Genomic DNA, 24432 nt, shown 5'->3' with positions numbered 1-24432 from the left:
AACCCTGAAAAAAAATACACATTTTTAAATAAAAGCTCTGTTAACCTTACTTTTGTTTTCCGCTCCAAGCGTTCAGCGGATTGCAGGTGGTTCGGGAGCCTCCTCAAGCATTAAACCTGCGGGATCTCCCTTTAACCGAACTCTCGCAGGACATTGAATAAACTTCCTCAAAAAAACTCCGCACGAAGGAATTTCGAATGCTCTTCCGAGGATCCAGCCACCTCAGATCCAATCAACAAAGTGCCAAAATCCACAATAAGCTTTAACATAGCCAAAATAAAAAAACCGATTTCAGAAATGAAATCGGTTTTAATTATTTAAAATGTTTTCTTAAATTTTCGAAGACATTTTCTTTTATAATTAATTTACCGTATTCCATAATACGGTGAATCGTAGTGCTTGTTTCTTGCCCATACTCCAGAAGAATGCTTAGCATGTTATCTATATCATCTTCTTCAAAAAGATCTTCCGGAAACTCGGCAAATAAATAGTATTTCCCTTGAAAGGAATATAACTTGGTGTTAATAGTATCAAGGTTGGTGCGTTTTGATAAGGATATAATATCTTCAAAATCTTTAAAAGTTAAAAGAAATTCAAGATCTCCCTCATATCCATCATCACCATCATCATCTGATTTGCGGAAGTGATGATCAAGCATATCCTCTATATGTTCATCAACAGGCAAGTCTTTCACTTTTTCATCAGGAACAGGAAGTTCAAATTTTTGCCCGTCCTTGGAAAGCTGAGCCTTAGTAACCAATACCTCCAAGCCTTTATCCAAAGCCTGAACCTGTATCCACAGCGGCCCCTCCACAAGAAATTCTTCCTCCTGATGGACCTCATCCATCATTTCCCAAAAGAGCTCTTCACTCCGTTCACGATTGTACCAAATCTCTTCACGGTCAAAGCCTCTTTCTTCTATATCAAGATAAGAAATATAAAATTTAACTGTATGATCATTAATACGTTCGATTTCCATGCAGCAACTCTCCCTTCTGGCTATGATTGAAGGGACTAAATACCCCCAGCAGTCATGTGTGTTATTCATTTACCCGTAAATCAATTGGTTAATCCCCATTTAAAAGAAGGTAAAGTGTATTTTGTACCTTGTACTTTTATTTTATGACAAAATAAGAATAAAGGGAATTAAAAAGTCATATCTTTGAAAAAACCGTTATATGCCTATTATAACCGGCCTTAATTATTGCACCTTTAGCATTGTATAAATTCCAATAACGAAATGGCATATGCGGTTTTTTATTTATTCTATTATTGTATCCATTTTCCTTGTTTTTTTCACAATGATAATAAAAAAGACCCTCTTCTGCAAGCAGAAAGAAGGCCTGATTGTAATATTAGTTAACCATGCGCTGTGCTTCACGCAGCTGGTAAGTACGAACCTTTCTTGGTAGGAAACGTCTGATTTCATCTTCATTATATCCAACCTGCAGACGTTTTTCGTCAATAATGATTGGACGGCGAAGAAGACCAGGGTTTTCTTTAATCAGCTCGAACAAATCTTGTAAGGGCATTGTTTCAAGGTTAACATCAAGCTTTTGGAATGTCTTGGAGCGAGTAGAAATAATTTCATCTGTCCCATCTTCTGTCATTCGAAGAATTTCTTTAATCTCCTCAATGGACAGCGGCTCTGAAAAGATATTTCTTTCTTTATAGCCAATTTCATGTTCTTCCAGCCATGATTTCGCTTTTCTGCAAGATGTACAACTTGGTGAAGTGTATAATGTGACCATTTTACAAATTCACACTCCTTAAATTTAGACATATATAATTCCATTATTTAGATTAATATTTGTTTAATTACATATATTTAGAGCGGCCTAAATTAAAATAACTTTAATCAAGTAATTTATATTATTTATTATACACCAAACAAGATCCATTTGGTATAACTTTTTATAAATATGATAAAAGTCTTATACATAAATTAAACAAACCTGTTTGAGAAACAAATCTACTATATAAGACGAACCAGCAAGCAAAAAGTTTCATTTTTTTAATTAATTTTCCTTTTTTATTCTTAAAGAAGACAACAACTTACTGTTTTAAGGGAAATTATGTAGAAATATAATAAATATTTTTTCTAATCCCTTTTTAAATACCCATGTTTCTGTTGATTAAACCTAAAATTCATATTTTTTATTCTCAATTAATTTATGAAAATGAAAACACAGCCATTTCCATAAGTGGCTGTGTTTTTCCATTGGTGATAATCTGTTTTTATTGTGTTACTTATACATCCTCCAAAACATTCTGGCCGTTTTTATCTTCTTCAAAAGTTAGAACTTCATCAACCGGTTGATAAGATTGGCCATAAAAGTGTGTGTCCCTGTAGGTGTGAATCATTTCATATGTTTTTTTCATTGCTTCATAAATCATTTCTTCACTTTCATTCCCCGGGGACCAGTAAAGAATTTCCATTGTATTAATTTCATTAGTGGCAAGAGATCTCCGGCTGTAACCAATTGATTGGGCATGCTCAAATCCTTCCCTTTTATAAAAACGCAAACGTTTTTCGGTATCGGTATCTTCATAATCAACTGGCTCAACTTCTAAAATAATAGGCTTCCCCTTTGCTTTTAGCTTCTCAAGCAATTTATGGCCCAGCCCTTGGCCACGGGATTCCGTTGATACAAATAAATAATCAATAAATACAAAATTCTCTAGCTCTACATACATAAGGACATGGTGAGGCCCTTCATCCTTATGATAAATGTCTGATCGTTCCTTTAAAAGGGTTTCCATATGATCTTTCGATTTCATTTCCTCAATAGGGAAATACTGATTCAATTTTTCATACCAATGCATGGATCTGCTCCTTTTCTGCTTCCCAAACCTTAGATTTGGTGGCGCAAATATTTATTCCAGCATGATAAGCTCCCAGCTTTCCTTTCCATAATGGTGTGCGCGAAAGAAAATAAATAAGCTGATACTTTTTCCTGAAAAACGGTATATCCTGCAAGATTAAGTATTTGTGGAATTTCCCCTTTTAATACATGAAAATTTCGAATAAAATAAGGATAGGGGATGTTTCATATTAATCACAGGAAACTGTGAAAAGAAAGATGGAGGTTTATCATGGTTGGTTACATAACAGATTTAACAATTGTTGCTTTGCTTATAATTGGATTTACTGCCTTATTAGGTGTACTAACTAATGGTATTGGAGAAAGGTTTTTTGGCGGTAAAAATAAATCCCAATTCGTGGATCAATCTGCAAGAGTACAGACTGGATGGAAAAGCGTAGGCGGAAATAAAAAGTAAATTCCGATATGCCCATATACTATGATACCGCATACAAAATTGGTGTCAAACAAAAAGAAAACAGAAAGCATTTTACTCTTAGGTACATGTGCCAGGGCTTTATCTTATTTAATGTTCATACTGTATATAGAAAAAGAGGCTGATAACTTCAGCCTCTTTTTGTCTATGGCGTATAATCAACGTTTTGCGTATACGTATTACCTGCATTCCATAACAAGAATTCATTTATCCCTTGTTCGTTTAAAGCCTTAATCTGGGCTTCGACTTCGGCCTTTCCGTAATTCTTGTAGTTTCCTGCACCCAAGTAAGAGGCTGTAAAATCCTGAAGCCATGGCCTGGATACAGGCGGGTTTTCCAGCTCACCCAGCTTCTTTTTCTCAAGCTTTGCATATTCTGCAACCAGTTTATAAGGTTCCAGGTCAGGTTTTGCAATTCCAAAGTAAGATGTCCAATGGCTTGGATAAATCATGGAGGAAATTACATCTACGTGTTCTGAGATCTTTGAGAAATTTTGCCCAATGCCCGGAGCTTCCGGCAAGGTTGCCGTATAGCCAAAGATATCAACAGACACCTTGACTCCATATGGTTCCAATTGATCCTTTGCATAGGCGACAAAATCCGTAACAGCCTTAACCCGTTTCTGAACATTTTCCATTTCTAAATCTTTATATTCCCCCATACCATAGGTCAAGGATGTATCCCTATGTTCAAATCCTTCCGGGAAACGGACGTAGTCAAACTGGATTTCCTGAAAACCCATTTTAGCAGCTTCGATAGCTATTCCTACATTATAGTCCCAGACCTCTTTTAAGAATGGATTGACAAACGACTCCCCTCTGCCATTTTTCCATACCTTATTTCCTTCTTTAAATGTCAACTCCGGCTTCTTATTGGCAAGCACAGAATCTTTAAAAACAACCACCCTAGCAATCGGGTAAATTTGCTTTTCTTCCATCGTTTTCATGATCTTCTCCGTATCTTTTATGTAAGACTTCCCTATGTCACTGTATGGAGAGTTTTTATCAGGGATAAAAGTAAGATTGCCCCAATCATCCTTTATATCTATTACCATAGCATTTAATTCCGTTTCATCCATTAAATTGGCAAGCTTATTAAACCTTTCTCCTCCAGCTGAATGCCCTGTTACATAAACACCTCTTACAGCATCTGGATACTGAAAGGCATAGCCGGAATCAAATTGAAAACGGCTAATCTCTTTAGGCAGTTCCTTCATAAGTGAAATATGCTCTCTCTGAGGCTGTTTCCCTATTTCAAAAGTTTCTTGTTCTTTTGCTTCACCATTTCCTGCCGAAAATGAAATACCTGTCATAACCAACAAGGTAGCAGCTATCTTTTTTGCCTTTTTCAAATGTTATGCCCCCTCTTCCATGCAGACGTCCTTAACGTTACTTTCATTATAAAGATATTTCAAAACCTAATCTATGATGAATCTTAAAAACTTGTACCCTCTTTCTTATATGTATCTTTTCCTCTTAATCTTTAAACCTTTTTTATCAAAAAAAATAAATACTTTAATTAAACAATTTGACGGAAAAATATAATTAATCGAAAATTCTAATAGTAATACTGTTAAAAATGTTGTATTATATACTAAAGTAAATTACATTAACGAATAAAAGTGTTAAAGTAATCAATAACTCTCTAATGTTTGCAGATCATTTTTACATCTTGGTAAATCCTTTTTATCATTAAAAGGATTTAGCATTAAGTTTATCAATTATAACTTTACCAGGATGTAAAAAACGATCTCGATATGAGATCGTTTTTCGTTATTTAGCATATTGAGCTTTTAATTGCTGGTACTCTTTTTCAGAGCAATAAACAAAATGTCCTGGTGTAATTTCACGCATTTCCAGCTGTTCACCTTCAGTATAATTGTGTACAGAAGGGTCATAGGATGTTCTTCTGCGTGTCCGTTCCGTTTCAGGATCCGGCAGCGGAATCGCTGATAATAGTGATTGAGTATATGGGTGCATTGGATTATTATACAGATCATCTGCTGGTGCTAATTCTACCAGCTTACCAAAGTACATAACCCCAATTCTGTCACTGATATACTTAACCATTGACAAATCATGTGCGATAAACAAGTAAGTTAACCCTTTTTCTCGCTGAAGCTTCTTCATCAAGTTTACTACCTGGGCCTGGATAGAAACATCCAAGGCAGAGATTGGTTCATCAGCAATGATAAAATCTGGATCAACAGCTAGTGCACGTGCAATGCCGATACGCTGTCTTTGGCCGCCTGAGAACTCATGAGGGTAACGGTTAGCGTGCTCTTTGTTTAGACCAACCGTTTCTAAGAGCTCATAGACTCTCTCCATGCGTCCTTTCTTATCTTTAGCCAGACCATGAATATCAATGCCTTCAGCAATGATGTCAGCAACCGTCATACGAGGGTTTAAAGATGCGTAAGGATCCTGGAAGATCATTTGCATTTTGCGGTTAAACTTTTTTAGTTCTTTTGCAGATTTTTTGCCATGTACATCTTCACCTTCAAAAAGAACCTGGCCATCTGTTGCATCATATAATCTGATGATAGTACGTCCAGTTGTTGATTTTCCGCAGCCTGATTCGCCTACAAGGCCAAGAGTTTCACCTCTGAAAATATCAAAAGTAATACCATCAACTGCTTTTACCATATTTGGGCGTCCAACATTAAAGTGTTGTTTCAAGTTTTTAATTTCAAGCAATTTTTCTGCCATGATTATTTACCCTCCTTCACTAATATTGGCTTTTCAAATGTGGAGGATAATTGGCGCATACGTTTCTTTACAGCTTCAGGCGGCTCAACTTTAGGAGCATCCGGATGAAGAAGCCATGTTTTTGCAAAATGAGTTTCAGATATTTGGAACATTGGCGGCTCTTCTTCAAAATCAATTGCAAGTGCATAGCTATTTCTTGCAGCAAACGCGTCTCCTTTTGGAGGATTTGTTAAATCCGGAGGAGTACCAGGAATGGCAGCCAACTCAGCTGAATCATCACTATCCACACTCGGCATGGAAGCTAGCAGGCCCCATGTATATGGGTGGCGCGGGTCATAGAATATTTCATCTACTGTACCCATCTCAACAATTTGTCCAGCGTACATTACAGCAACCCGATCTGCGACATTGGCTACGACCCCAAGGTCATGGGTAATAAAAATGATGGAAGTATCCATTTTGCTTTGAAGATCCTTCATCAGTTCAAGAATTTGTGCCTGGATTGTAACATCAAGCGCAGTTGTTGGTTCATCGGCGATTAAAAGCTTTGGATTAGCTGCAAGAGCGATCGCAATCATGGCACGCTGTCTCATACCGCCTGAGAATTCATGAGGATATTGGTTTACCCTTTTTTCAGGCATCGGAATACCAACTAGGCGAAGAAGTTCAATTGCTCTATTCCTGGCATCCTGCTTAGACATATTTTGGTGCTTTATTAAGCCTTCTGTTATCTGGTTCCCTATTTTCATCGTCGGGTTCAGAGATGTCATAGGATCCTGGAATATCATACTGATTTCTTTACCACGTATTTTTTCCATTTGTTTTTCGGTTTTTGGTACTATATCGTCACCATTTAATAAAATCTGGCCGCCGGAAATTTGGCCTGGTGGCATAGGTATTAACTTCATAATTGACTGGGAAGTAACACTTTTGCCTGAACCTGATTCACCAACGATGGCAAGCGTCTCTCCCTTATGAAGGTCAAAGCTGACACCACGGACTGCTTTTACTGTACCTCCATAGGTTTGGAATGAGACTTCTAAATTTTTGACTTCTAGTAATTTTTCCATATTCTCACTCCTTTATTTCCGCATTCTTGGATCTAAAGCATCACGTAATCCGTCGCCAACTACGTTGAAAGCGAAGATCGTTAGACAGATAAATGTAGCAGGGAAGAATAAACGCCATGGATAATAACGCATCGCCGGCAGACCATCATTGGCCATTGTTCCCCAGCTGGCAAGCGGCGGAGTCAATCCAAGTCCCAGAAAGCTTAAGAATGCTTCAGTAAATATTGCAGAAGGGACAGTTAAAGTCATTGTAACCAGAATAGGTCCCATTGAGTTTGGAATTAAGTGTTTACTCATTATACGATTAGTATTGGCGCCAAGTGTTTTGGCTGCAAGCACATATTCCTGGCTCTTAAGCGATAATACCTGTCCACGGACAATACGGGACATGTTGATCCAGCCTGTAATCGACATCGCAATGATCATTGTAGTCAGACCCTGGCCAAGAACAACCATTAATAGAATAACTAATAGAAGATATGGAACACCGTAAAGGATATCGGCAAAACGCATCATAAATTCATCTGTACGCCCGCCTTTATATCCAGCGATACCACCCCAGATTACACCAATAATCAAATCAATCAGCGCGGCAGCTACACCGATAAAGATTGAAATCCTTGCACCCTCCCATGTACGTGCAAATACATCACGTCCGAGATCATCTGTACCAAACCAATGTTCAGAAGATGGAGGCTGGTTTTTATTGCCAAGATCATTGGATGCATAATCATATGGAGTCATATATGGTCCAAAGATCGCCATGAAGATTAGTAATCCAAGTAAAACTAATCCAAACAAAGCGAGCTTGTTTTTTCGGAATCGGATAAAAACATCTTTCCAAAATGAAAGACTTGGTTTTGAAATTTTTTCAGCTTCACTTAGCTGCGTACCGACTAACTTAAACTTATCTTTTGAAATCTGCATAATTACTCTCCTTTCTTCCCGCCAGCAAGTTTTATGCGTGGGTCGATGATTCCGTATGCAATGTCAACAAGGAGAATAGATACAAGCAACAGAATACTGTAGAAAACTGTTACACCCATAATTACCGTATAGTCACGGTTGTTAATACTTGTTACAAAGTGTGCACCTAGCCCAGGAATACCAAATATTTTTTCAATTACGAAGCTTCCTGTCAATATACCGGCAGTCAACGGCCCCATATATGTTACAACTGGTAATAGTGCGTTACGGATTGTATGCTTTACTGTAATTACTCCACTGCTTAATCCTTTGGATTTTGCTGTTTTAATATAATCATTTGCCAGTACCTCAAGCATGCTTGAACGTGTTAAACGGGCAATGAATGCCATCGGTGTTGAAGCAAGTGCCAATGCAGGAAGGACACTGTGCATGAACGATTCCCAACGTGCAACTGGGAAGATTCCCATTTTAATAGCTAGGAAATACTGCAGGAATGATGCCATTATAAAGGAAGGAACAGAGATACCTAAAACAGCAACAATCATTGCTGTGTAGTCCGGCCATCTATTATGCTTTAATGCTGCGATGATACCTAATAGAACTCCAACCGCAACGGCAATAAAAATGGCTTCCATCCCAAGTAAGAAAGATACAGGGAAGCCTTCATTAATTAAATCGTTAACAGTTTGGCTTTTATACTTAAATGATGGGCCGAAATCCCAATTGACAATTCTAACTAAATACTCCCAGTACTGCGCATACCATGGCTTGTCCAACCCAAAGTGGGCATTCAGGTTAGCTTCAATTTCGGGAGGAAGTTTTTTTTCTGATGCAAAAGGGTTTCCGGGTGCAATGCGCATGAAGAAAAACGTTGCTGTAACGATCATCCATAAAGACAGGAGCATGTACAGTAAGCGTTTTCCAATATATTTCGCCATTGTCAAACACCTCCAATTTATTACAATGCCTTAATCAGAAACGAAGGTATATGGGATTAAATATCCCATATACCTTTCGTTAAGTTAGCTATTTTTTATTCAAAGTATGCCCACTTGTACTGGACATCACCAAGTCCGGATACAACAACGTCTTTTAAGTTTTCAGCTTGTACCCAGTTATTAGTGTAGAAGTAGATTGGAGCTACAGGCATATCTTCCATGAAGATTGCTTCTGCATCTTTTAATAATTGCTGGCGGGCTTCAGGGTCAGTTTCAGTTGCAGATTTAGCAAGCAGATCCTGGAACTCTTTGCTCTCCCAGCCAGTATTATTGTTTCCGCCATCAGCGTCACGATACATTTCTAGGAAGTTCATTGCATCGTTAAAGTCACCCAACCAGCCCATACGAGCTACTTGGTAATCCATTGTGTTAACTTTATCAAGGAAAACATTCCACTCAGCGTTATCAAGAGTTACTTCAACACCAAGGTTTTGCTTCCACATATCCTGGATTGCCTGGGCAATCTTTTGGTGTGCTTCAGATGTGTTATAAGAAAGAGTTACAGCAGGAAGTTCAGAAGCATCTTTGTATCCAAGCTCTTCTAAACCTTTTTGCAAGAATTCTTTTGCTTTCTCTACATCATTGTCAGGGAAGTATCCCTCTTTGTTCTCTTCGAACATTGATGGAGGAACAATTGCCATAGCTGGAAGCTGCTCGCCCTGAAGGATGTTGTCAATGATTTCCTGACGGTTGATTGCATGTGCAAATGCTTTACGGATATTAACGTTGTTAAAAGGCTCAACAGTTGTATTGAACTTGTAGTTATAGATACCTGCGATTGGCTGTGTTACTAAGCGGCCTTCATCTTTAAGAGCCTGCATAGCATCAGTTGGAAGGGCACCAGTTGGAGCTCCAGCCCAATCTAATTCACCATTGTCAAACATTGATAACTCAGTGTTTGGATCATTGATCATGATCATTTCAATCTTGTCTAGCTTAACTGCTTCAGCATCCCAGTAAGTTTCGCTCTTTTCCAGGACAATTTTGTCACTGTGAGACCATTCAGTCATATGGAAAGGTCCGTTAGTTGTAAAGTTTTCACCAGCATCTGTTGCCCACTCTGGATTTGATTCGGCAATTTTGCTGTTAACTGGCAGGTAAGTATAGAAAGCTGTCAATTCCAAGAAATATGGAGTTGGGTTTACTAATTTAACTTCAAGAGTTTTGTCATCAACAGCTTTAACTCCTACAGCATCCAGTGAGCCTTCGCCAGTGTTGGCAGCTTCAGCACCTTCGATATAGTAAAGCTGGTATGCATATGTTGAATTATTCGCTGGATCAAGCGCCCATTTCCATGCATATTCAAAATCTTTTGCTGTTACAGGGTCACCATTTGACCATTTTGCATCACGGATTTTGAAAGTGTAAGTCTTTTGGTCTTCAGAAATTTGAACATCTTCAGCCATTGCATTTTCAGGCTTTCCGTCTTGACCAATACGAGTTAAACCTTCAAGAACCTGACGAAGCACAGTTCCAGATGTAGAGTCTTCAGCTAAACCTGGGTTTAATGAAGGTGGTTCAGTATTGATATTTACTCTTAATTCCTGCGGTACGTCAGACTTTCCGCCGTCATCGCCGCCTTTGTCGCCGCCATCAGCATTGTCTCCTCCGCCGTTGCACGCAGCAAGGAACATGCTAAGCACTAGCAGCATGCTAAAAAAGATCGATAATCTTTTGTTCACGGTTTTAACCCCCTATATAATTTCCTCAAACAATACCTTTACGGATGTCCCTAATTTAAAACACAACTGTACGCCCCAGGTATATTGCTTAAATAGTCTGTTAATTCAACTTGCAAAAATTTGCAGACTATTTAGAAGGCAACAAAAAAAGTAAGTTTATATTCTCTTAAAGATAGATTATCCCTTTATTCTGAAAATTCAGCACAAAAGAATAAATCCTCAATATGTAAGCTATAAACTTACTCATTATGTACCATACTCTCGCTACCCGGAGTGATATAGTTTTGTTTTAAATGTTACAAAAACGTAAAGAATATGTTTGTTACGTTTATTATAAATAGTTTAAAAACTTATTGCAAGTAGCTTTTAATGGCTTGAATTCAATCTAGCATTTTATTTTTAGCTTAAAAGTCTTATAAATTAAGATTTTTAAGATTTTAAAAAATTTTTTAAAATTATCATTTAATGAGTTCTTTCAATGGTGAATATGACTATTTTTTACCAATTTTTCGCTTCAATCCAGTTCCCAGATCAGGGTTTTCCCTGCTTATTTACTTGATTTTTGTATCTCAGTAGTATATTTTATTATATAATAACAATAAAATTTATTTGAAATCGGCAATGAAAAAAGAGTAGTAAATTTACTTAGGGTTGGCAGAGATCCTGTGGCTGGTGAAAACAGGAAACCCGGTAAATTGAATGGACTTTTGAGCCTTCTGAATTTTTTCAGGCGTGTCCTCTCGTTATCGAGGATCTATGCATGAAACATGCATAGGACAGAGTGACTCATATTGAGTAATTAGGGTGGCAACGCGGACCATTCGTCCCTATTTTTTTAGGGATGAATGGTCTTTTTTGTGCTTATTTTAAGCATAATATGTAAATGCTTTCAATATATGGCACTTCTTCACCCTGTTAAATTTAGTGCTTTTTTCAGCCGAATAAAGGAGGAAAAACATGAAAACCATCTTTTCCGGCATCCAGCCGAGCGGGACGATTACCCTCGGAAATTACATTGGTGCCATGAAGCAATTTGTTGAATTGCAAAATGAGTACAACTGTTATTTTTGTATTGTTGACCAGCATGCGATAACAGTTCCCCAAGACAGGCTCGAATTAAGAAAGAACATCCGCAGTCTTGCTGCCCTCTACTTGGCAGTGGGGATTGATCCTGATAAATCAACATTATTTATCCAATCAGAGGTTCCTGCACATGCCCAGGCTGGTTGGATGATGCAATGCGTTTCCTATATCGGAGAGCTTGAGCGCATGACCCAGTTTAAGGATAAGTCTGAAGGAAAGGATGCCGTCTCTGCTGGATTGCTTACTTATCCGCCACTTATGGCTGCTGATATCCTTTTATACAACACTGATTTAGTGCCTGTAGGAGAAGATCAAAAACAGCACTTGGAATTGACGCGTGATTTAGCAGAAAGATTCAATAAGAAATACAATGATATCTTTACTATTCCTGATGTAAGAATCGCTAAAGTGGGCGCCCGGGTTATGTCGCTTCAGGATCCATTAAAGAAAATGAGCAAATCTGACCCTAATAAAAAGTCATTTATTTCACTATTGGATGACCCTAAACAAATCGAAAAGAAAATTAAAAGCGCAGTTACTGATTCAGAAGGAATCGTTAAGTATGACAAGGAAAATAAGCCGGGAGTTTCCAATCTTCTTTCAATATACTCCATTCTTTCGGGTAAACCGGTAGCGGAAATAGAAAATGTATACGAAGGCAAGGGCTATGGAGACTTCAAAGCAGGTCTGGCAGAAGTCGTCATTCATACGATTAAGCCAATCCAGGATAAATATTATGAGCTAATGGAGTCGCAAGAACTTGATGATATACTTGATCAGGGAGCTGAAAAAGCACGTAAAGTCGCTAATAAAATGGTCGGGAAAATGGAAAATGCCATTGGACTTGGACGGAAAAGAAAATAAAAAACAGCCATTTGGCTGTTTTTTTATTTATTGAAAAACTCTAATTCACCTTTGGACCGTGCTCCATTTCCCATAATTTTTCAAAAAATGGCTGCCCTTTAATCAAATTCTCACAAAAATGTTCATGCTTGCTTGACCAGCCATATTTGCTTTCCTCGTACAGTTCATACCACGCTTCTTCAAAATTTAATGACTGGATTTTTGAATACCGTTCTGGACTCCATTCGGTGTACCAGTAGCGAACTTCAGCATCATTCTTTGAGGAATGCAGCTGATCAAGGGCCATAAAGAGCAATTGTTTCAGCTGTCTTTCTTTTCTGGTAAGCCCCATCATAAGATCAGGGGATGGTGAAAGAATATGAAAATCCTTTAGTGCTGTTTGGTCATTAAATGAGTAGTTTTTCGTTTCTTGATTATCCAGCATTTCATAGGCAAGCTGTTCCTGGCGAGGAATCAGTCTGCTCTTTCTGATTGGAATGTTATAGCCTATTGTGTCTACAGCCAGGATGCCTGTCCCATCTGATACAACAAAGCAGTATTCCAATTGGATTCTCTCATGGTTTTTCCTTAAATAAGCCTTTTGATAGATGTCATCAAGCAGTTGTTGTGGCAGCTCTGAAAGATCATTTTCAATGTAATTAAACAAAATCGGGTCAATCTTTAATAACGGTACCTGGTCAAGCAATTCAACGCCATCATCTTTTCTCCATTCGTGAAAATGGCACACATTGTATCCATTTTCTTCCCCTTCAAACCAGTTCACCCAAACATCATGAAGATATAACATTTTTAAACCCCCACTTCAACAAACTGTTTGTCACTCAGTATGGGCAGTCTGCAGTAAATTTATTCCTTAATTACATTCAGAATCCATTTTTTTATCCTTTATTACTGTCAAAAGGAAAGTAAATACTTATCCAAATGATTAACATGCCTGCTGGCAGCAGATAACATTCTGGCCGGGAAGAAATAAAATGCAAATATTCCTTAAAGGCATGTCCCGTAGCAAGCAAATTTAAATACGCTATAACGCTGACACCGCCTGAGACCGCAATTCCGAAACCGGTCAATAGCAAAAACGCTCTAAATAGCATATCGTATCACTATTCTGTGAGCCCTAAATTGTATTAAAGCTGCCATGAACCCACTCCTTGCCTTGTCCTTTTAAAAATATATATATGAAAGAACTTGATCGGTTATGTACAAGCTATCCGAAAACCGGAGACGATTTGGCACCCCCTACTTGGAGGAGCATGGTTATTCTAACGAAGCCTTACTTCTTGGAACTAGACAGTTACCAGGATTAGAAAACATTTATACGACAAAAAAAACGCCACACTATGGCGTTTTTTGCTTTTATTAACGGTTCGATTTAGGGTTGAAGGCATCCTTTAAGCCTTCACCAATAAAGTTAATGGAGAGAATAGTGAATGTTAAAACGGCTGCCGGCGGAATCCATATCCACCATTTGCTTGTTAATACATCAGGACTTCTGGCTTCCTGAAGCATATTACCCCAGGTTGGAATGTTGATTGGAACACCAAATCCCAAGAAGCTTAGTCCTGTCTCAGCCACTATCATCGCTGCCAATGTAATCGTTGCCTGTACAATAATGGTTGACATTACATTGGGCAGCAGATGCTTAAAGATTGTTTTGGGTGCCGAACATCCGATCGAGACTGCACTCATAATGTATTCATTTTCTTTCTCTGCCATAACCTTGCTTCGCACCAGACGGGCAGTACCGGTCCAGCTGAGCACACTGATTACAAATATAAGGGTTCCTGTACTTGATTCGATAAAAATTGATTTTAATACGATAACAAATAGAAGGAACGGAAAGTTCATCATAAAGTCTGTGAATCTCATGAGGGCATTATCGACCCAACCGCCAAAATATCCCGCAGTGGCACCTACAAGCGTACCAATTGTAATAACTGAAATCGTGATTGAAAATGCTAGCAATAGTGAAGTTTTGCCGCCGTGTAAAGTACGGGCAAATACATCCCGACCAGATTTATCTGTACCGAAAAAATGCTCGGCAGACGGCTCTTTACTCATTTGTGTTAAATTGATCTTAGCTGTCTCCTCAACCGGCATAGTTAGCGGCTCAGCCAATATGGACATTGCACAGACAATTAGCAAAAAGGCCAAGCTGACCATTGCTATTTTATTGCGCAAAAACTTACGGCGGGCGAGAGCCCATGGTGATTGACTCTTCGGCGGTTTAACAGGTTCTACTAAACCAGGCGAAGTTTGCTGTGAAATTGAAGGTTCCATACTCTCACCTACCTAACTTAAACGGATACGCGGATCTACTAAACCATAAAGTAAATCTGCAATTAAATTTCCAATTAACGTTAAAATGGTCAACATCATGGCAATGGCCATCATAACAGAATAATCACGTGCGTTAACTGACTCTACGAATAAATAGCCGATGCCAGGGTATGTGAAAATGGTTTCGGTAATAATTGCCCCTCCAAATAGATTGGCAATATCGAATCCAAGCAATGTAACAATAGGTATGATTGAATTTCTTAAAATGTGCTTATTATAAATCGCAGATTCCTTCGTACCTTTAGCTCTTGCAGTACGAACATAATCTTTGCGAGAGCTTTCGATCATATCATTTCTCAAAAATTGTGTATAGGCGGCTGTAGCCATGGCGCCTAATACAAGAGCCGGCAATACTGTATGTTTTGCTTTACTTAAGTAGTATTCTAATGTTCCTGGTTCCACCCCGCTGCCGATACTTCCGCTGGCAGGAACCCATCCTAGATTTATGGCAAAAACATAAATGGCAACTAAAGCTGCAACAAAGCTTGGTATTGCAAGTGCAAGATAATTAAATGCCGATATTAAGTAATCTCCGATGCTATAGGCAAAACGCCCAGAGTATCTTCCCATTAGAAAAGCCAATATATAAGTGATTAAAAGAGCTGCTATTCCTAAAATAATTGTGTTCGGCAAACGATCTCCAATTAGTTCCATAACCGGTCGCTTATGAACAAATGAATCTCCAAAATCCCCTTGAACCACTCCACTCATCCAGCGGACATACTGTACAGGAATAGGGTCATTTAAACCCATCTTATCCCGCATTTCTTCAATATACTCAGGATCTGAATTTAGAGGGTCTATTTTTCCAGATAGGGCATCTCCAGGCATTAACTTGGCCAAAGAAAATACCACTACTGAGATAAGGAAAATTATTGGAATCATACCTATAAGCCGTCGAATTGTGTACTGTAGCATTTTCCATTCCCCTTACCAAACAAAAATTTATTCGTTGGATAAACTAGCAATCATTGGGGGAAATATCCCCCAATGAAGCAGTTTCCATTAATCCTATTACTCTACAATGTGCCACTTATGGAACTCATCAGTTCCAAATGGAGTTACTTTAACTCCGCCAACACGCTTGTTAATTGCCCATGGATCAATTCGCTGTTCAAAGAAGATGATTGGCAATTCTTCGTTAACAAGCTTTTGCCATTCGTTATAGATTTCCTGACGGTGTTCAGTTACATCTTTGCTGGAATCTTCAGGGAATGTTACACCCTTCTTAATTAGCTCATCTGACTCTTCGCTGTACCATCTCCACATGTTCCACTTATCAGTAGATAACCAGATTCCAGCTGGATCCGGATCTGCAGCGAGTCCCCATGCACCCATGAATGTTTCAACAGATGGATCATCTGCTTCAATACTGTCATAGAATAGGTTAAAGTCTTTTAATGAACCGCCGTTAAGTTTCGCATTTAGGCCAATTTCCTGCCAAGATTGAAGAATGAATTGAGCACGTGCTTCGGAAGTTTCAGCTCCAGCCATTGCATCGAAGTTGATTGTGAATGGATTTCCTTCTGGATCTTCACGGAAGCCGTCGCCGTCTTTGTCAACATATCCTGCTTCGTCAAGTAATTTCTTTGCTTTTTCTACATCATACTCATACTGATTGATTTCAGAGTCGTCAATCTTTGCCCACGATACGGATGGGAATGGAGTATTTAACGGTTTTCCTAAGCCGTTTGCAAAACCATCGATGAATGCTTGACGGTCAATAGCATGTGCCATTGCATGGCGAAGGTTTTTGTTTTGGAATTTTTTGTTATCAGACACTACAACACCTTTTTTAGTATCATAGTGACCCCAGTCAAAGCCAATGTAGCTGTAAGACATTGCATCTGCTTCTACCGGATTAACATTATCAAGAGCTTTAATTGCTTCCCACTGATCTTTTGGAGCTTCGATAACATCGATTTCTCCGTTCTGCACTAAGCCTTGCGCAAGCGATCCATCAATGATTTTGTAAACAACGCCATCTAATTGTGGCTTGCCTTGCCAGTAATCATCAAAACGCTCAAATTCAATCATTTCACCAGGTACGATGTTTTTCACTTTAAAAGGACCTACACCGATTGGAGCCTTACGAATTTGATCGGAGTCTGGTAGCTCTTTAGAAGAAATATCACCATAATAGTGCTTTGGCTCAGGATAAACCCAAATATTATCTAATAAGTTAACAGATGGTTCTGTTACTGTTACTTCTACTGTGTAATCATCTATTACCTTGATACCTTCGATTGTGTCAGCTTTTCCATCTTTGTACTCTTGAGCACCTTTGATCATTGCTACGTTAGCAAATCGAGCTCCTTCATAAGTTGGATCAGCAATTAAGTACCATGCATATTCCATATCCTCAGCAGTCAGCTCTTCGCCATCATGCCATTTCACACCTTGCTTGATCTTAAAAGTTAATTTTGTCTTGTCTTCAGAAAGCTCATAGTCAGCCAAATTTGGTTCAGGCTGGAGCTCATCATTTGTTTTTAGCAAAGCTTCATGCATAAACTGAAGCGCGTTTACATCGTCTTCCCCTTCATAATAAGCATAAGAGAGAACGCCTTTAAATGGCTGTGTATAACCAAAAGTTACTGTTCCGCCTTCTTTTATTTCACCTGACGCCTTTTCTCCGTCATCTGCTGGTTCTTTTTCAGTGTTAGCTTTCTCTCCGCCGGAACATGCTGCCAGGAATACAGACATGACCAGAAGAACAGAAAGAAGCCAAAATGCTGATTTCTTCATTGTTTTCCCCCCGAATAATATTTTTTGACAAAGCCTTATTTATATAAGTGACAAGCGACTCTATGCCCAGGCTTCACCTCCTTTAATTGCGGTTTTACATTCTGGCACTCCGGCATTGCATGCGCGCAGCGCGGATGGAATGTGCATCCTTTTGGAGGATCGATCGGGCTCGGAACATCACCCTCTAATATGATTCTTTCTTTCTTTTTGCGCGGATCCGGCTCAGGGATCGCAGAAATAAGTGCTTGAGTATATGGGTGAAGCGGCTCAGCATAAATGCTATCTTTCTCAGCCACTTCAACCAGGCCGCCCAAGTACATTACACCGATCCGGTCGCTCATGTGTTTTACAACACTCAGATCATGGGCGATAAATAAGAAAGTAAGATCGAATTCATCCTGAAGCTCTTTTAATAGATTCAAAACTTGCGACTGGACAGATACATCCAGGGCTGAAACCGGTTCATCTGCGATAATTAGCTTAGGCCTTAAAGCCAGTGCCCTGGCAATCCCGATACGCTGCCTTTGTCCGCCGGAGAATTCATGCGGATATTTATAATATGCATCTTCAGGAAGTCCAACTTTTGCAAGAAGATCCAATACTTCAGGCTTCAGTTCTTTTTCAGATTTATTGTTATAATTTCTGATCGGCTCAGAAACCAGATGCCCAACCATCATCATAGGGTTTAATGATGCATAAGGATCCTGGAAAACCATTTGGAAGTCCTGGCGGATTTTCCTTAAACTTGTTCCTCTGACATTCGTTATATCCTGCCCGTTAAAAATGATTTGTCCTTCAGTAGGCTCAAGCAGTCTAAGTATCGTTCTGCCTGTTGTTGATTTTCCACAGCCTGATTCACCTACAAGCCCTAGTGTTTCCCCTTTTCTTATTTCAAAAGAAACATCATCAACTGCCTTAACCACTGCCACCGTCCTTCTGAGGATTCCACCCTTTATCGGGTAGTACGTTTTAAGGTTTTTAACCTCAAGAAGCATTTCGTTGTTGCTTTTATCCTTTTTTAAAACAGCAGAATTATTAAGTCCTGTTCTCATTATGCGTTCACCCCTGTTTTCGGGCGGCTTGTCTCGTATAGGAGACAGGCAACCTCATGTCCTTCTTCATTTTCTGCCAGTTGAGGTGTAACTGTAACGCATTCAGGCATTGCTTTTGGGCAGCGCGCCGCAAATTTGCACCCTGTTTTAGGCATATTTTTCAATGAAGGCACAATTCCTTTTATCGTGCTGAGTGTTTCCACTTCTTCATCCATTTTTGGAATGGCTCCCATTAAGAGTTGCGTATATGGATGTTTCGGGTTATGGAATAATGAATCGACATCTGTTCGTTCCGCAATTTTCCCTGCATACATAACTATTACTTCATCGCACATTTCCGCAACCACGCCCAGGTCATGAGTAATCAGAATAACAGACATATCATTGACTTCCTGAATCTCTTTCAAAAGCTCCAAAATTTGGGCTTGTACAGTTACATCCAGTGCTGTTGTCGGTTCATCGGCAATCAGCAGCTTTGGCTGGCACGCAATCGCAATAGCAATCATAACCCTTTGCCTCATACCGCCTGAAAGCTGATGCGGATATTCATCAACAATCTTTTCCGGCCTTGAAATTCCCACACTTTTTAAAAGTGCAATACTTTTAAGCCGAGCTTCTTTTTTGGATATTTTCATATGATTGAATAATACTTCCTGTAATTGAAAGCCGATAGAAAATACCGGGTTTAATGAAGTCATAGGCTCCTGAAATATCATAGCGATATCCTTGCCCCTAATCTTATTAATCTCTGAATCTGTCATATTTTCCAGGTGGACACCATCAAATAAAATTTCTCCGTTTCGAATCTTTCCTATTCCTTTGGGAAGAAGCTGCATGACTGAAAGACTCATTACAGATTTACCGCAGCCGGATTCCCCTACGATTCCTACTATTTGCCTAGGCTTAACCCGGAAAGAAACGTTATCAACAGCGTTGTAATATGTACCATCTATGGAAAAAGCCGTTTCTAAATTCTTCACCTCTAGCAAAGGTGTGTCTTTATGTGAATGGGATTTAGCAGTCATGGGACACCTCTTACCTTTTCGAATTATTCTGTTAATTCGTTCTATTTGTCTAAAATATTATTACAAAGTTATTACAATTGCAAGATTTTTTTAAAATTTGTTAAGATTCATTATTCTTATCTAGAAAAAAAGCCCAGCTTTAGGGCTTTAAAGCGTTTATATATCCAGTTTGAATATAGTTTGTTTTACAAAATATTCGGATGGCGCAATAAAAGAAAGTTTTGTAGAAAAGCTTTTTTTCTCTCTGAACTCTTTTATGATTTCATAGCCGGCTGCATATCCGAGCAATTGCGGATAAGGCTTTTCACCATATAATAACTTCTGATGAAGCCTATCCTCCTTTTTCACTTTTAATTGATCTTTGAGTATTTTTCTCCAAAAATGCACAATTTCTTCTTTTGAATACTGTGTGCACCATTTCCCCCTATACTCTTTGCCGACATTTATTTCAACAGAATGCTCGGCCAAGCCTTCCAGGATAATGGAATCCAGCAAAGTATATTCTTCCAAATTTTTTTTCTGTCTGTTAATCCGGCAGGAATGGTGGTATTCATGAACGAATAAAGCCTCCAATTCCTTTTCATCTATGTCTGGGGTTAAAAATAGAAATAACATGTTTTTAAATGATACACCTGATTTTCCGTTCTTCCTTGAAAATAGCCCTCCCGCTGCTGCGGGAAAAATGTATACATCAATTTCCGGCCCTGCCCATTTATACTTATATTTTAAATATATTTTTTCGGCAAGGTGCCATGTTTCTTTTTCTTTAAATTCCCTGAAAGTATTTCTGCTGCTGCGGTCAGGCTTATACATTCCGAAACTTATTAAGTATTGATATATTTTTCGGGAATTCGTTTCATTGAAGGATTCGAGTAGCTTTTCACAAATTTCAATAGGATTGTTAAAGCTTTCTTCAAGCCATTTATCTGTTTCGACTATCCCACTTTTCCACCCCCAACTTCAGATATCCTCCTAAAATTTTATGTAGGTGAGCAGACTTTAGTTCTTTGAGGACATACAAAAAGGCTGGAATAAAATATTGCGTAAAATAAAAAGCTGACTCATTTAGGTCGTTATATAACGACCTTTTGAGTCAGCCTCTTCAATTACTCATATTTTTTAAAAACAATCGTTGCATTATGGCCGCCAAATCCTAATGAGTTGCTCATCGCAGCCTTTATTTCTTTTTCCCTTGACTTGTTTGGCACATAATCAAGATCACATTCAGGGTCAGGTGTCTCAAGGTTAATCGTAGGAGGCAAAACGCCTTCTCTCATTGCCAGCACTGTAAAAATGGCTTCAATTCCGCCTGCTGCACCAAGAAGGTGGCCTGTCATCGATTTAGTCGAGCTTACCGCCAATTTGTAGGCATGCTCGCCAAAAACCTCTTTAATCGCCAATGTTTCAAATTTATCATTATAATCTGTGCTCGTTCCATGAGCATTAATATAGTCGATATCCTCCGGCTTTAAGCCGCCGTCTTCGATCGCCATTTTCATAGCTCTCGCTCCGCCTTCTCCGCCTGGTGCAGGAGCGGTGATGTGATAGGCATCTCCTGTTGCTCCATATCCGACAATTTCAGCATAGATTTTAGCACCGCGTGCTAGTGCATGTTCCAATTCCTCAAGTACGACAACGCCTGCTCCTTCACCTATGACAAATCCGTCCCGGTTTTGATCGAATGGACGGCTTGCCGTTTTCGGATCAGGATTAGTGGATAGAGCAGTATTGGCACAGAATCCTGCCACAGACATTTTCGTGATTGGCGCTTCTGCTCCGCCAGTGATCATCGCATCAGCATCTCCCCGTTGAATAACCTTAAAGGCATCACCAATCGAGTTTGTTCCTGTTGCACATGCCGTAACAGTACATGAGTTAAATCCTTTTGCCCCAAGGTAAATGGAGACCTGGCCGGTAGCCATATCCGGAATCATCATTGGTACAAAAAACGGGCTAACCCTTCTGTATCCGCGTTTTAAAAACGTTTCATACTGATTTTCAAAGGTTTCCATTCCCCCGATTCCGGAACCGATCCAAACACCAATACGATGTGCGTTTTCATCTGTAATCTGAAGGTTGGCGTCTTTTACTGCCATCAATGAAGAGGCAACAGCATAATGTGTAAATCGATCCATCTTTCTGGCATCTTTTTTGTCCATGTACTCTTCAGGACTGAAATCCTTTACTTCTGCAGCCACTTTGGCTGGATACTCTTCCGCATTCAATCTTGTTAGAGGACCTACTCCGGATACCCCTGACTTAATATTGTTCCATGTCGTTTCTGTATTATTTCCAAGTGGTGTTACAGCACCAATGCCTGTAACGACAACTCTTCTTTTATCCATTTTGATTGCAGCTCCTTTTAGAATATCATCAAATGGTTTTATTAATATTTAATATTGCTTTGTTTATCTTCCCCACCGCATGGCAATGGCGCCCCATGTTAACCCTCCGCCAAAACCAACCATCACAAGCAGATCATCGTCTTTAATTTTACCGGCCTCAAGCTCTTCAACCAACGCAATCGGAATTGAAGATGCTGAAGTATTTCCGTATTTTTGAATGGTTTTTGACATCTTTTCGACTGGGAGTTCAAGCCTTTGCCTGGATGCTTCCATGATTCTGATATTTGCCTGGTGCGGGATAAGAAAATCCACATCTTCTTTTGAAAGCCCTGCTTTATCCAGTACGTTAATACAGCTTTCACCCATCTGGCGGACCGCAAATTTAAATACCTCGCGTCCGTTCATTATGATATATTCATCCTGATAAAGATGCTTCGCTCCGGTTCCATCGGCACCCAGTTCAAACGAGAGGATGCCCCTTCCATCAGATACAGGGCTAAGCACAACCGCGCCGGCTCCATCACCAAATAAAACAGCCGTGTTCCGGTCATTCCAATCAGTAATTTTTGATAATTTTTCTACACCTACTATTAAAACATGTTTATATGTTCCTGTTTCAATAAACTGTTTACCTGTAATGATACCATACATGAATCCTGCACACGCAGCACTGACGTCCATTGCCGCTGCCTTGGATGCTCCCAGACGCTCTTGTAACATGCAGGCAACAGAAGGAAATGGGTGATCCGGAGTAACCGTTGCGACCAGAATCATATCTAAATCCTCAGCTGCAATTCCCGCATTATCTAAGGCATTCTTGGCTGATTCATAAGCCATGTCCGATGTATCAATGTTATCTTCCGCAATTCTTCTTTCTTCAATTCCAGTCCTTGTTCGAATCCATTCATCTGAAGTATCTACGATTTTTTCCAAGTCAGCATTTGTCACCACTTTTTCAGGCAGATATCTTCCAATCCCAATAATTCCTGCATTCATGGAGCCCCACTCCCTTTCTGTTTTCCCCTTATTATTTACTAAGTAAAAATCATTCATCGTGCATATTTAATATATTTTATTATCAATTATTATGACTTGGTACTAATTTTATCAAAAATAGATATAAAAACGCAACACTTTTTAAACGATGGCCTCCATTTACTCCACAAATGTCTATACGCTCCAGAAGCTTCTTTCATATGTTGTGATATAGGCATCAGAAAGGAGGAAGATCGGATATGCTTGATGAGGAATTTAAAAGCAAAGACGAAGATGAAAAAGATACTGACCCGTTTACACAATTTATGTTTGGACCCAATTTCAGAAGAAATAGGCACCCGGAGGAAGATCTGCAGGGTGAAGAAGATATAGAAAAAGAACCTGAAAGCAGAAACAAACACCAGCATGAAGACTGGCTGTTCGGCGGAAGACAGCGCCCTCATGAAGATGACAGTTTAAACGGCAAAGTTAACCATATACTTAACAACATTAACTATGAGGAACTTATGAACAATATTGACACACTAATGACTTCAGCCAGCCAGTTAAAGCCGCTGCTGAAAAAAGCAAGCCCGTTCCTAGAACAGTTTTGGAAAAAGAAGGTTTGAGGATGGATGAAGAGGAGACTCTTCATCTTTTTAGGTTAGGAATTTTGATTGAAGTAAAATCTTGTTTTTGAAGGTCCTTCAAAAGTAAGGTTCATAGACTTTAGGATCCTATAAGCAGTATGCCTGGAATTAAGGTTTAAGAAGTCCCGGCATTTCTTGTTTGTTATTTGCGTGCTGTTCAGCAAAAAGTAGTCGGTTATTGCTTGAATATGGGCGGTTCTTGTAACCTTTGCACATTTGGTACAACACCACCTCACATCTTTTTCTTATAAGGATATAAGATTTGCAGAAATGACATTGCACCCTTTTAAAAGCTCTTTTTCACTTATCCCATATTCACTGAGAATTTGATTTTCTAAAGGTGTATTTCTTTCAAAAATTAATTTATTTAGAGTTTGAAGCTGGTTTGGCCACATTATTTGTTTGTTGTAAGCCGATTTAGATTCCATAAGCCTATCAACAATTTTTTCAGCATGGATTACTCTTTTAAAAATATAGCTATTATCCTTCTCTGTTTTTAAATAGGTGTTTTTGTGCGCGGGTTTCTTCCTATAACATGCTTATCCAGCGATTAAACACTCCTTACCCCCCCCCAATCGAGTAGAGGGAAAATAAATGTATTATTTTCGCCCCTCTCACAACACCGTACGTACGGTTCGCGTATACGGCGTTTCAATTTATATCACAGT

The 24432-nt window shown here is 39.1% G+C and carries 21 protein-coding genes and 1 other annotated feature; of the genes, 3 read left to right on the top strand and 18 right to left on the bottom strand.

All coding sequences use genetic code 11. The annotated features are described in order from the left end of the window. Positions 1-313: 313 nt before the first annotated feature. The 3 genes from mecA to DFO73_RS26160 all read right to left on the bottom strand — a co-directional run bounded on the left by mecA (position 314) and on the right by DFO73_RS26160 (position 2826). Complete coding sequence (gene mecA / locus DFO73_RS26170) at positions 314-979, bottom strand: adaptor protein MecA (RefSeq protein WP_110067599.1); 666 nt, start codon at positions 977-979, stop codon at positions 314-316. Positions 980-1355: 376 nt separating this feature from the next. Further along, positions 1356-1751: a transcriptional regulator SpxA gene (spxA, locus tag DFO73_RS26165; protein WP_110067598.1), complete on the bottom strand. Its 396-nt coding sequence runs from the start codon at positions 1749-1751 to the stop codon at positions 1356-1358. Positions 1752-2250: 499 nt separating this feature from the next. Continuing rightward, complete coding sequence (locus DFO73_RS26160) at positions 2251-2826, bottom strand: GNAT family N-acetyltransferase (protein ID WP_110067597.1); 576 nt, start codon at positions 2824-2826, stop codon at positions 2251-2253. Between the two features lie 270 nt (positions 2827-3096). On the opposite strand from DFO73_RS26160, the gene DFO73_RS26155 reads away from it, so the two are divergent. After that, positions 3097-3282 (top strand): hypothetical protein, encoded by a 186-nt coding sequence (locus tag DFO73_RS26155; protein WP_110067596.1) that lies wholly within the window; start codon positions 3097-3099, stop codon positions 3280-3282. A 163-nt stretch (positions 3283-3445) separates the two neighbouring features. Here the strand turns inward: DFO73_RS26155 and DFO73_RS26150 are convergent, their stop codons facing one another. The 6 genes from DFO73_RS26150 to DFO73_RS26125 all read right to left on the bottom strand — a co-directional run bounded on the left by DFO73_RS26150 (position 3446) and on the right by DFO73_RS26125 (position 10685). Then, on the bottom strand, positions 3446-4612 hold the full coding sequence (locus DFO73_RS26150) for a putative glycoside hydrolase (RefSeq protein ID WP_181396146.1): 1167 nt from the start codon (positions 4610-4612) through the stop codon (positions 3446-3448). Between the two features lie 460 nt (positions 4613-5072). Beyond that, complete coding sequence (locus DFO73_RS26145) at positions 5073-6008, bottom strand: ABC transporter ATP-binding protein (RefSeq protein WP_110067594.1); 936 nt, start codon at positions 6006-6008, stop codon at positions 5073-5075. A 2-nt stretch (positions 6009-6010) separates the two neighbouring features. Further along, the gene (locus DFO73_RS26140; RefSeq protein WP_110067593.1) at positions 6011-7078 is read right to left on the bottom strand and encodes an ABC transporter ATP-binding protein; all 1068 of its coding nucleotides are present in this window, start codon (positions 7076-7078) and stop codon (positions 6011-6013) included. A 12-nt stretch (positions 7079-7090) separates the two neighbouring features. Next, positions 7091-8008 (bottom strand): ABC transporter permease, encoded by a 918-nt coding sequence (locus DFO73_RS26135; protein WP_375137354.1) that lies wholly within the window; start codon positions 8006-8008, stop codon positions 7091-7093. Continuing rightward, positions 8008-8943: an ABC transporter permease gene (locus DFO73_RS26130; RefSeq protein WP_110067591.1), complete on the bottom strand. Its 936-nt coding sequence runs from the start codon at positions 8941-8943 to the stop codon at positions 8008-8010. The genes DFO73_RS26135 and DFO73_RS26130 overlap by 1 nt, the downstream gene beginning before the upstream one ends. Before the next feature lie 95 nt (positions 8944-9038). Further along, on the bottom strand, positions 9039-10685 hold the full coding sequence (locus tag DFO73_RS26125) for a peptide ABC transporter substrate-binding protein (protein ID WP_110067590.1): 1647 nt from the start codon (positions 10683-10685) through the stop codon (positions 9039-9041). A gap of 612 nt (positions 10686-11297) precedes the next feature. After that, positions 11298-11517 (top strand) — a binding site (T-box leader). A 125-nt stretch (positions 11518-11642) separates the two neighbouring features. On the opposite strand from DFO73_RS26125, the gene trpS reads away from it, so the two are divergent. Then, positions 11643-12632, top strand: a complete 990-nt coding sequence (trpS, locus tag DFO73_RS26120) for a tryptophan--tRNA ligase (protein WP_110067589.1) — start codon at positions 11643-11645, stop codon at positions 12630-12632. Between the two features lie 40 nt (positions 12633-12672). Here the strand turns inward: trpS and DFO73_RS26115 are convergent, their stop codons facing one another. The 9 genes from DFO73_RS26115 to DFO73_RS26070 form a co-directional block, all read right to left on the bottom strand. Further along, positions 12673-13419, bottom strand: coding sequence for a YjbA family protein (locus tag DFO73_RS26115; protein ID WP_110067588.1), 747 nt, complete (start codon positions 13417-13419; stop codon positions 12673-12675). 572 nt (positions 13420-13991) lie between these two features. After that, positions 13992-14912 (bottom strand): oligopeptide ABC transporter permease, encoded by a 921-nt coding sequence (gene opp4C / locus DFO73_RS26105; RefSeq protein WP_110067586.1) that lies wholly within the window; start codon positions 14910-14912, stop codon positions 13992-13994. A gap of 12 nt (positions 14913-14924) precedes the next feature. Then, positions 14925-15890 carry an oligopeptide ABC transporter permease gene (gene opp4B, locus DFO73_RS26100; RefSeq protein WP_110067585.1) on the bottom strand — a complete coding sequence of 322 codons (966 nt, stop codon included), beginning with the start codon at positions 15888-15890 and terminating at the stop codon, positions 14925-14927. A 96-nt stretch (positions 15891-15986) separates the two neighbouring features. Next, a complete protein-coding gene (gene opp4A, locus DFO73_RS26095) occupies positions 15987-17717 on the bottom strand; it encodes an oligopeptide ABC transporter substrate-binding protein (protein ID WP_110067584.1) in 1731 nt (576 codons plus the stop codon). Between the two features lie 35 nt (positions 17718-17752). Further along, positions 17753-18769, bottom strand: coding sequence for an ABC transporter ATP-binding protein (locus tag DFO73_RS26090; RefSeq protein ID WP_181396142.1), 1017 nt, complete (start codon positions 18767-18769; stop codon positions 17753-17755). Then, complete coding sequence (locus tag DFO73_RS26085) at positions 18769-19794, bottom strand: ABC transporter ATP-binding protein (protein WP_110067582.1); 1026 nt, start codon at positions 19792-19794, stop codon at positions 18769-18771. Before DFO73_RS26085 ends, DFO73_RS26090 begins: the two co-directional genes overlap by 1 nt. Before the next feature lie 156 nt (positions 19795-19950). After that, the gene (locus DFO73_RS26080; RefSeq protein ID WP_110067581.1) at positions 19951-20607 is read right to left on the bottom strand and encodes a DUF2268 domain-containing protein; all 657 of its coding nucleotides are present in this window, start codon (positions 20605-20607) and stop codon (positions 19951-19953) included. Positions 20608-20900: 293 nt separating this feature from the next. Next, positions 20901-22139, bottom strand: coding sequence for a beta-ketoacyl-ACP synthase II (gene fabF / locus DFO73_RS26075; protein ID WP_110067580.1), 1239 nt, complete (start codon positions 22137-22139; stop codon positions 20901-20903). A 63-nt stretch (positions 22140-22202) separates the two neighbouring features. Then, a complete protein-coding gene (locus tag DFO73_RS26070; RefSeq protein WP_110067579.1) occupies positions 22203-23135 on the bottom strand; it encodes a beta-ketoacyl-ACP synthase III in 933 nt (310 codons plus the stop codon). A gap of 239 nt (positions 23136-23374) precedes the next feature. Here DFO73_RS26070 and DFO73_RS26065 point away from each other — a divergent pair, with 239 nt between their 5' ends. Continuing rightward, positions 23375-23743, top strand: a complete 369-nt coding sequence (locus tag DFO73_RS26065) for a hypothetical protein (protein ID WP_110067578.1) — start codon at positions 23375-23377, stop codon at positions 23741-23743. Positions 23744-24432: the final 689 nt, after the last annotated feature.

The organism is Cytobacillus oceanisediminis, from assembly GCF_003182355.1.
Lineage (GTDB): Bacteria > Bacillota > Bacilli > Bacillales > Cytobacillaceae > Cytobacillus > Cytobacillus oceanisediminis_A.
The sequence above is the reverse complement of the archived record's forward strand: the minus strand, read 5'-3'. Positions and strand labels throughout refer to the sequence as shown.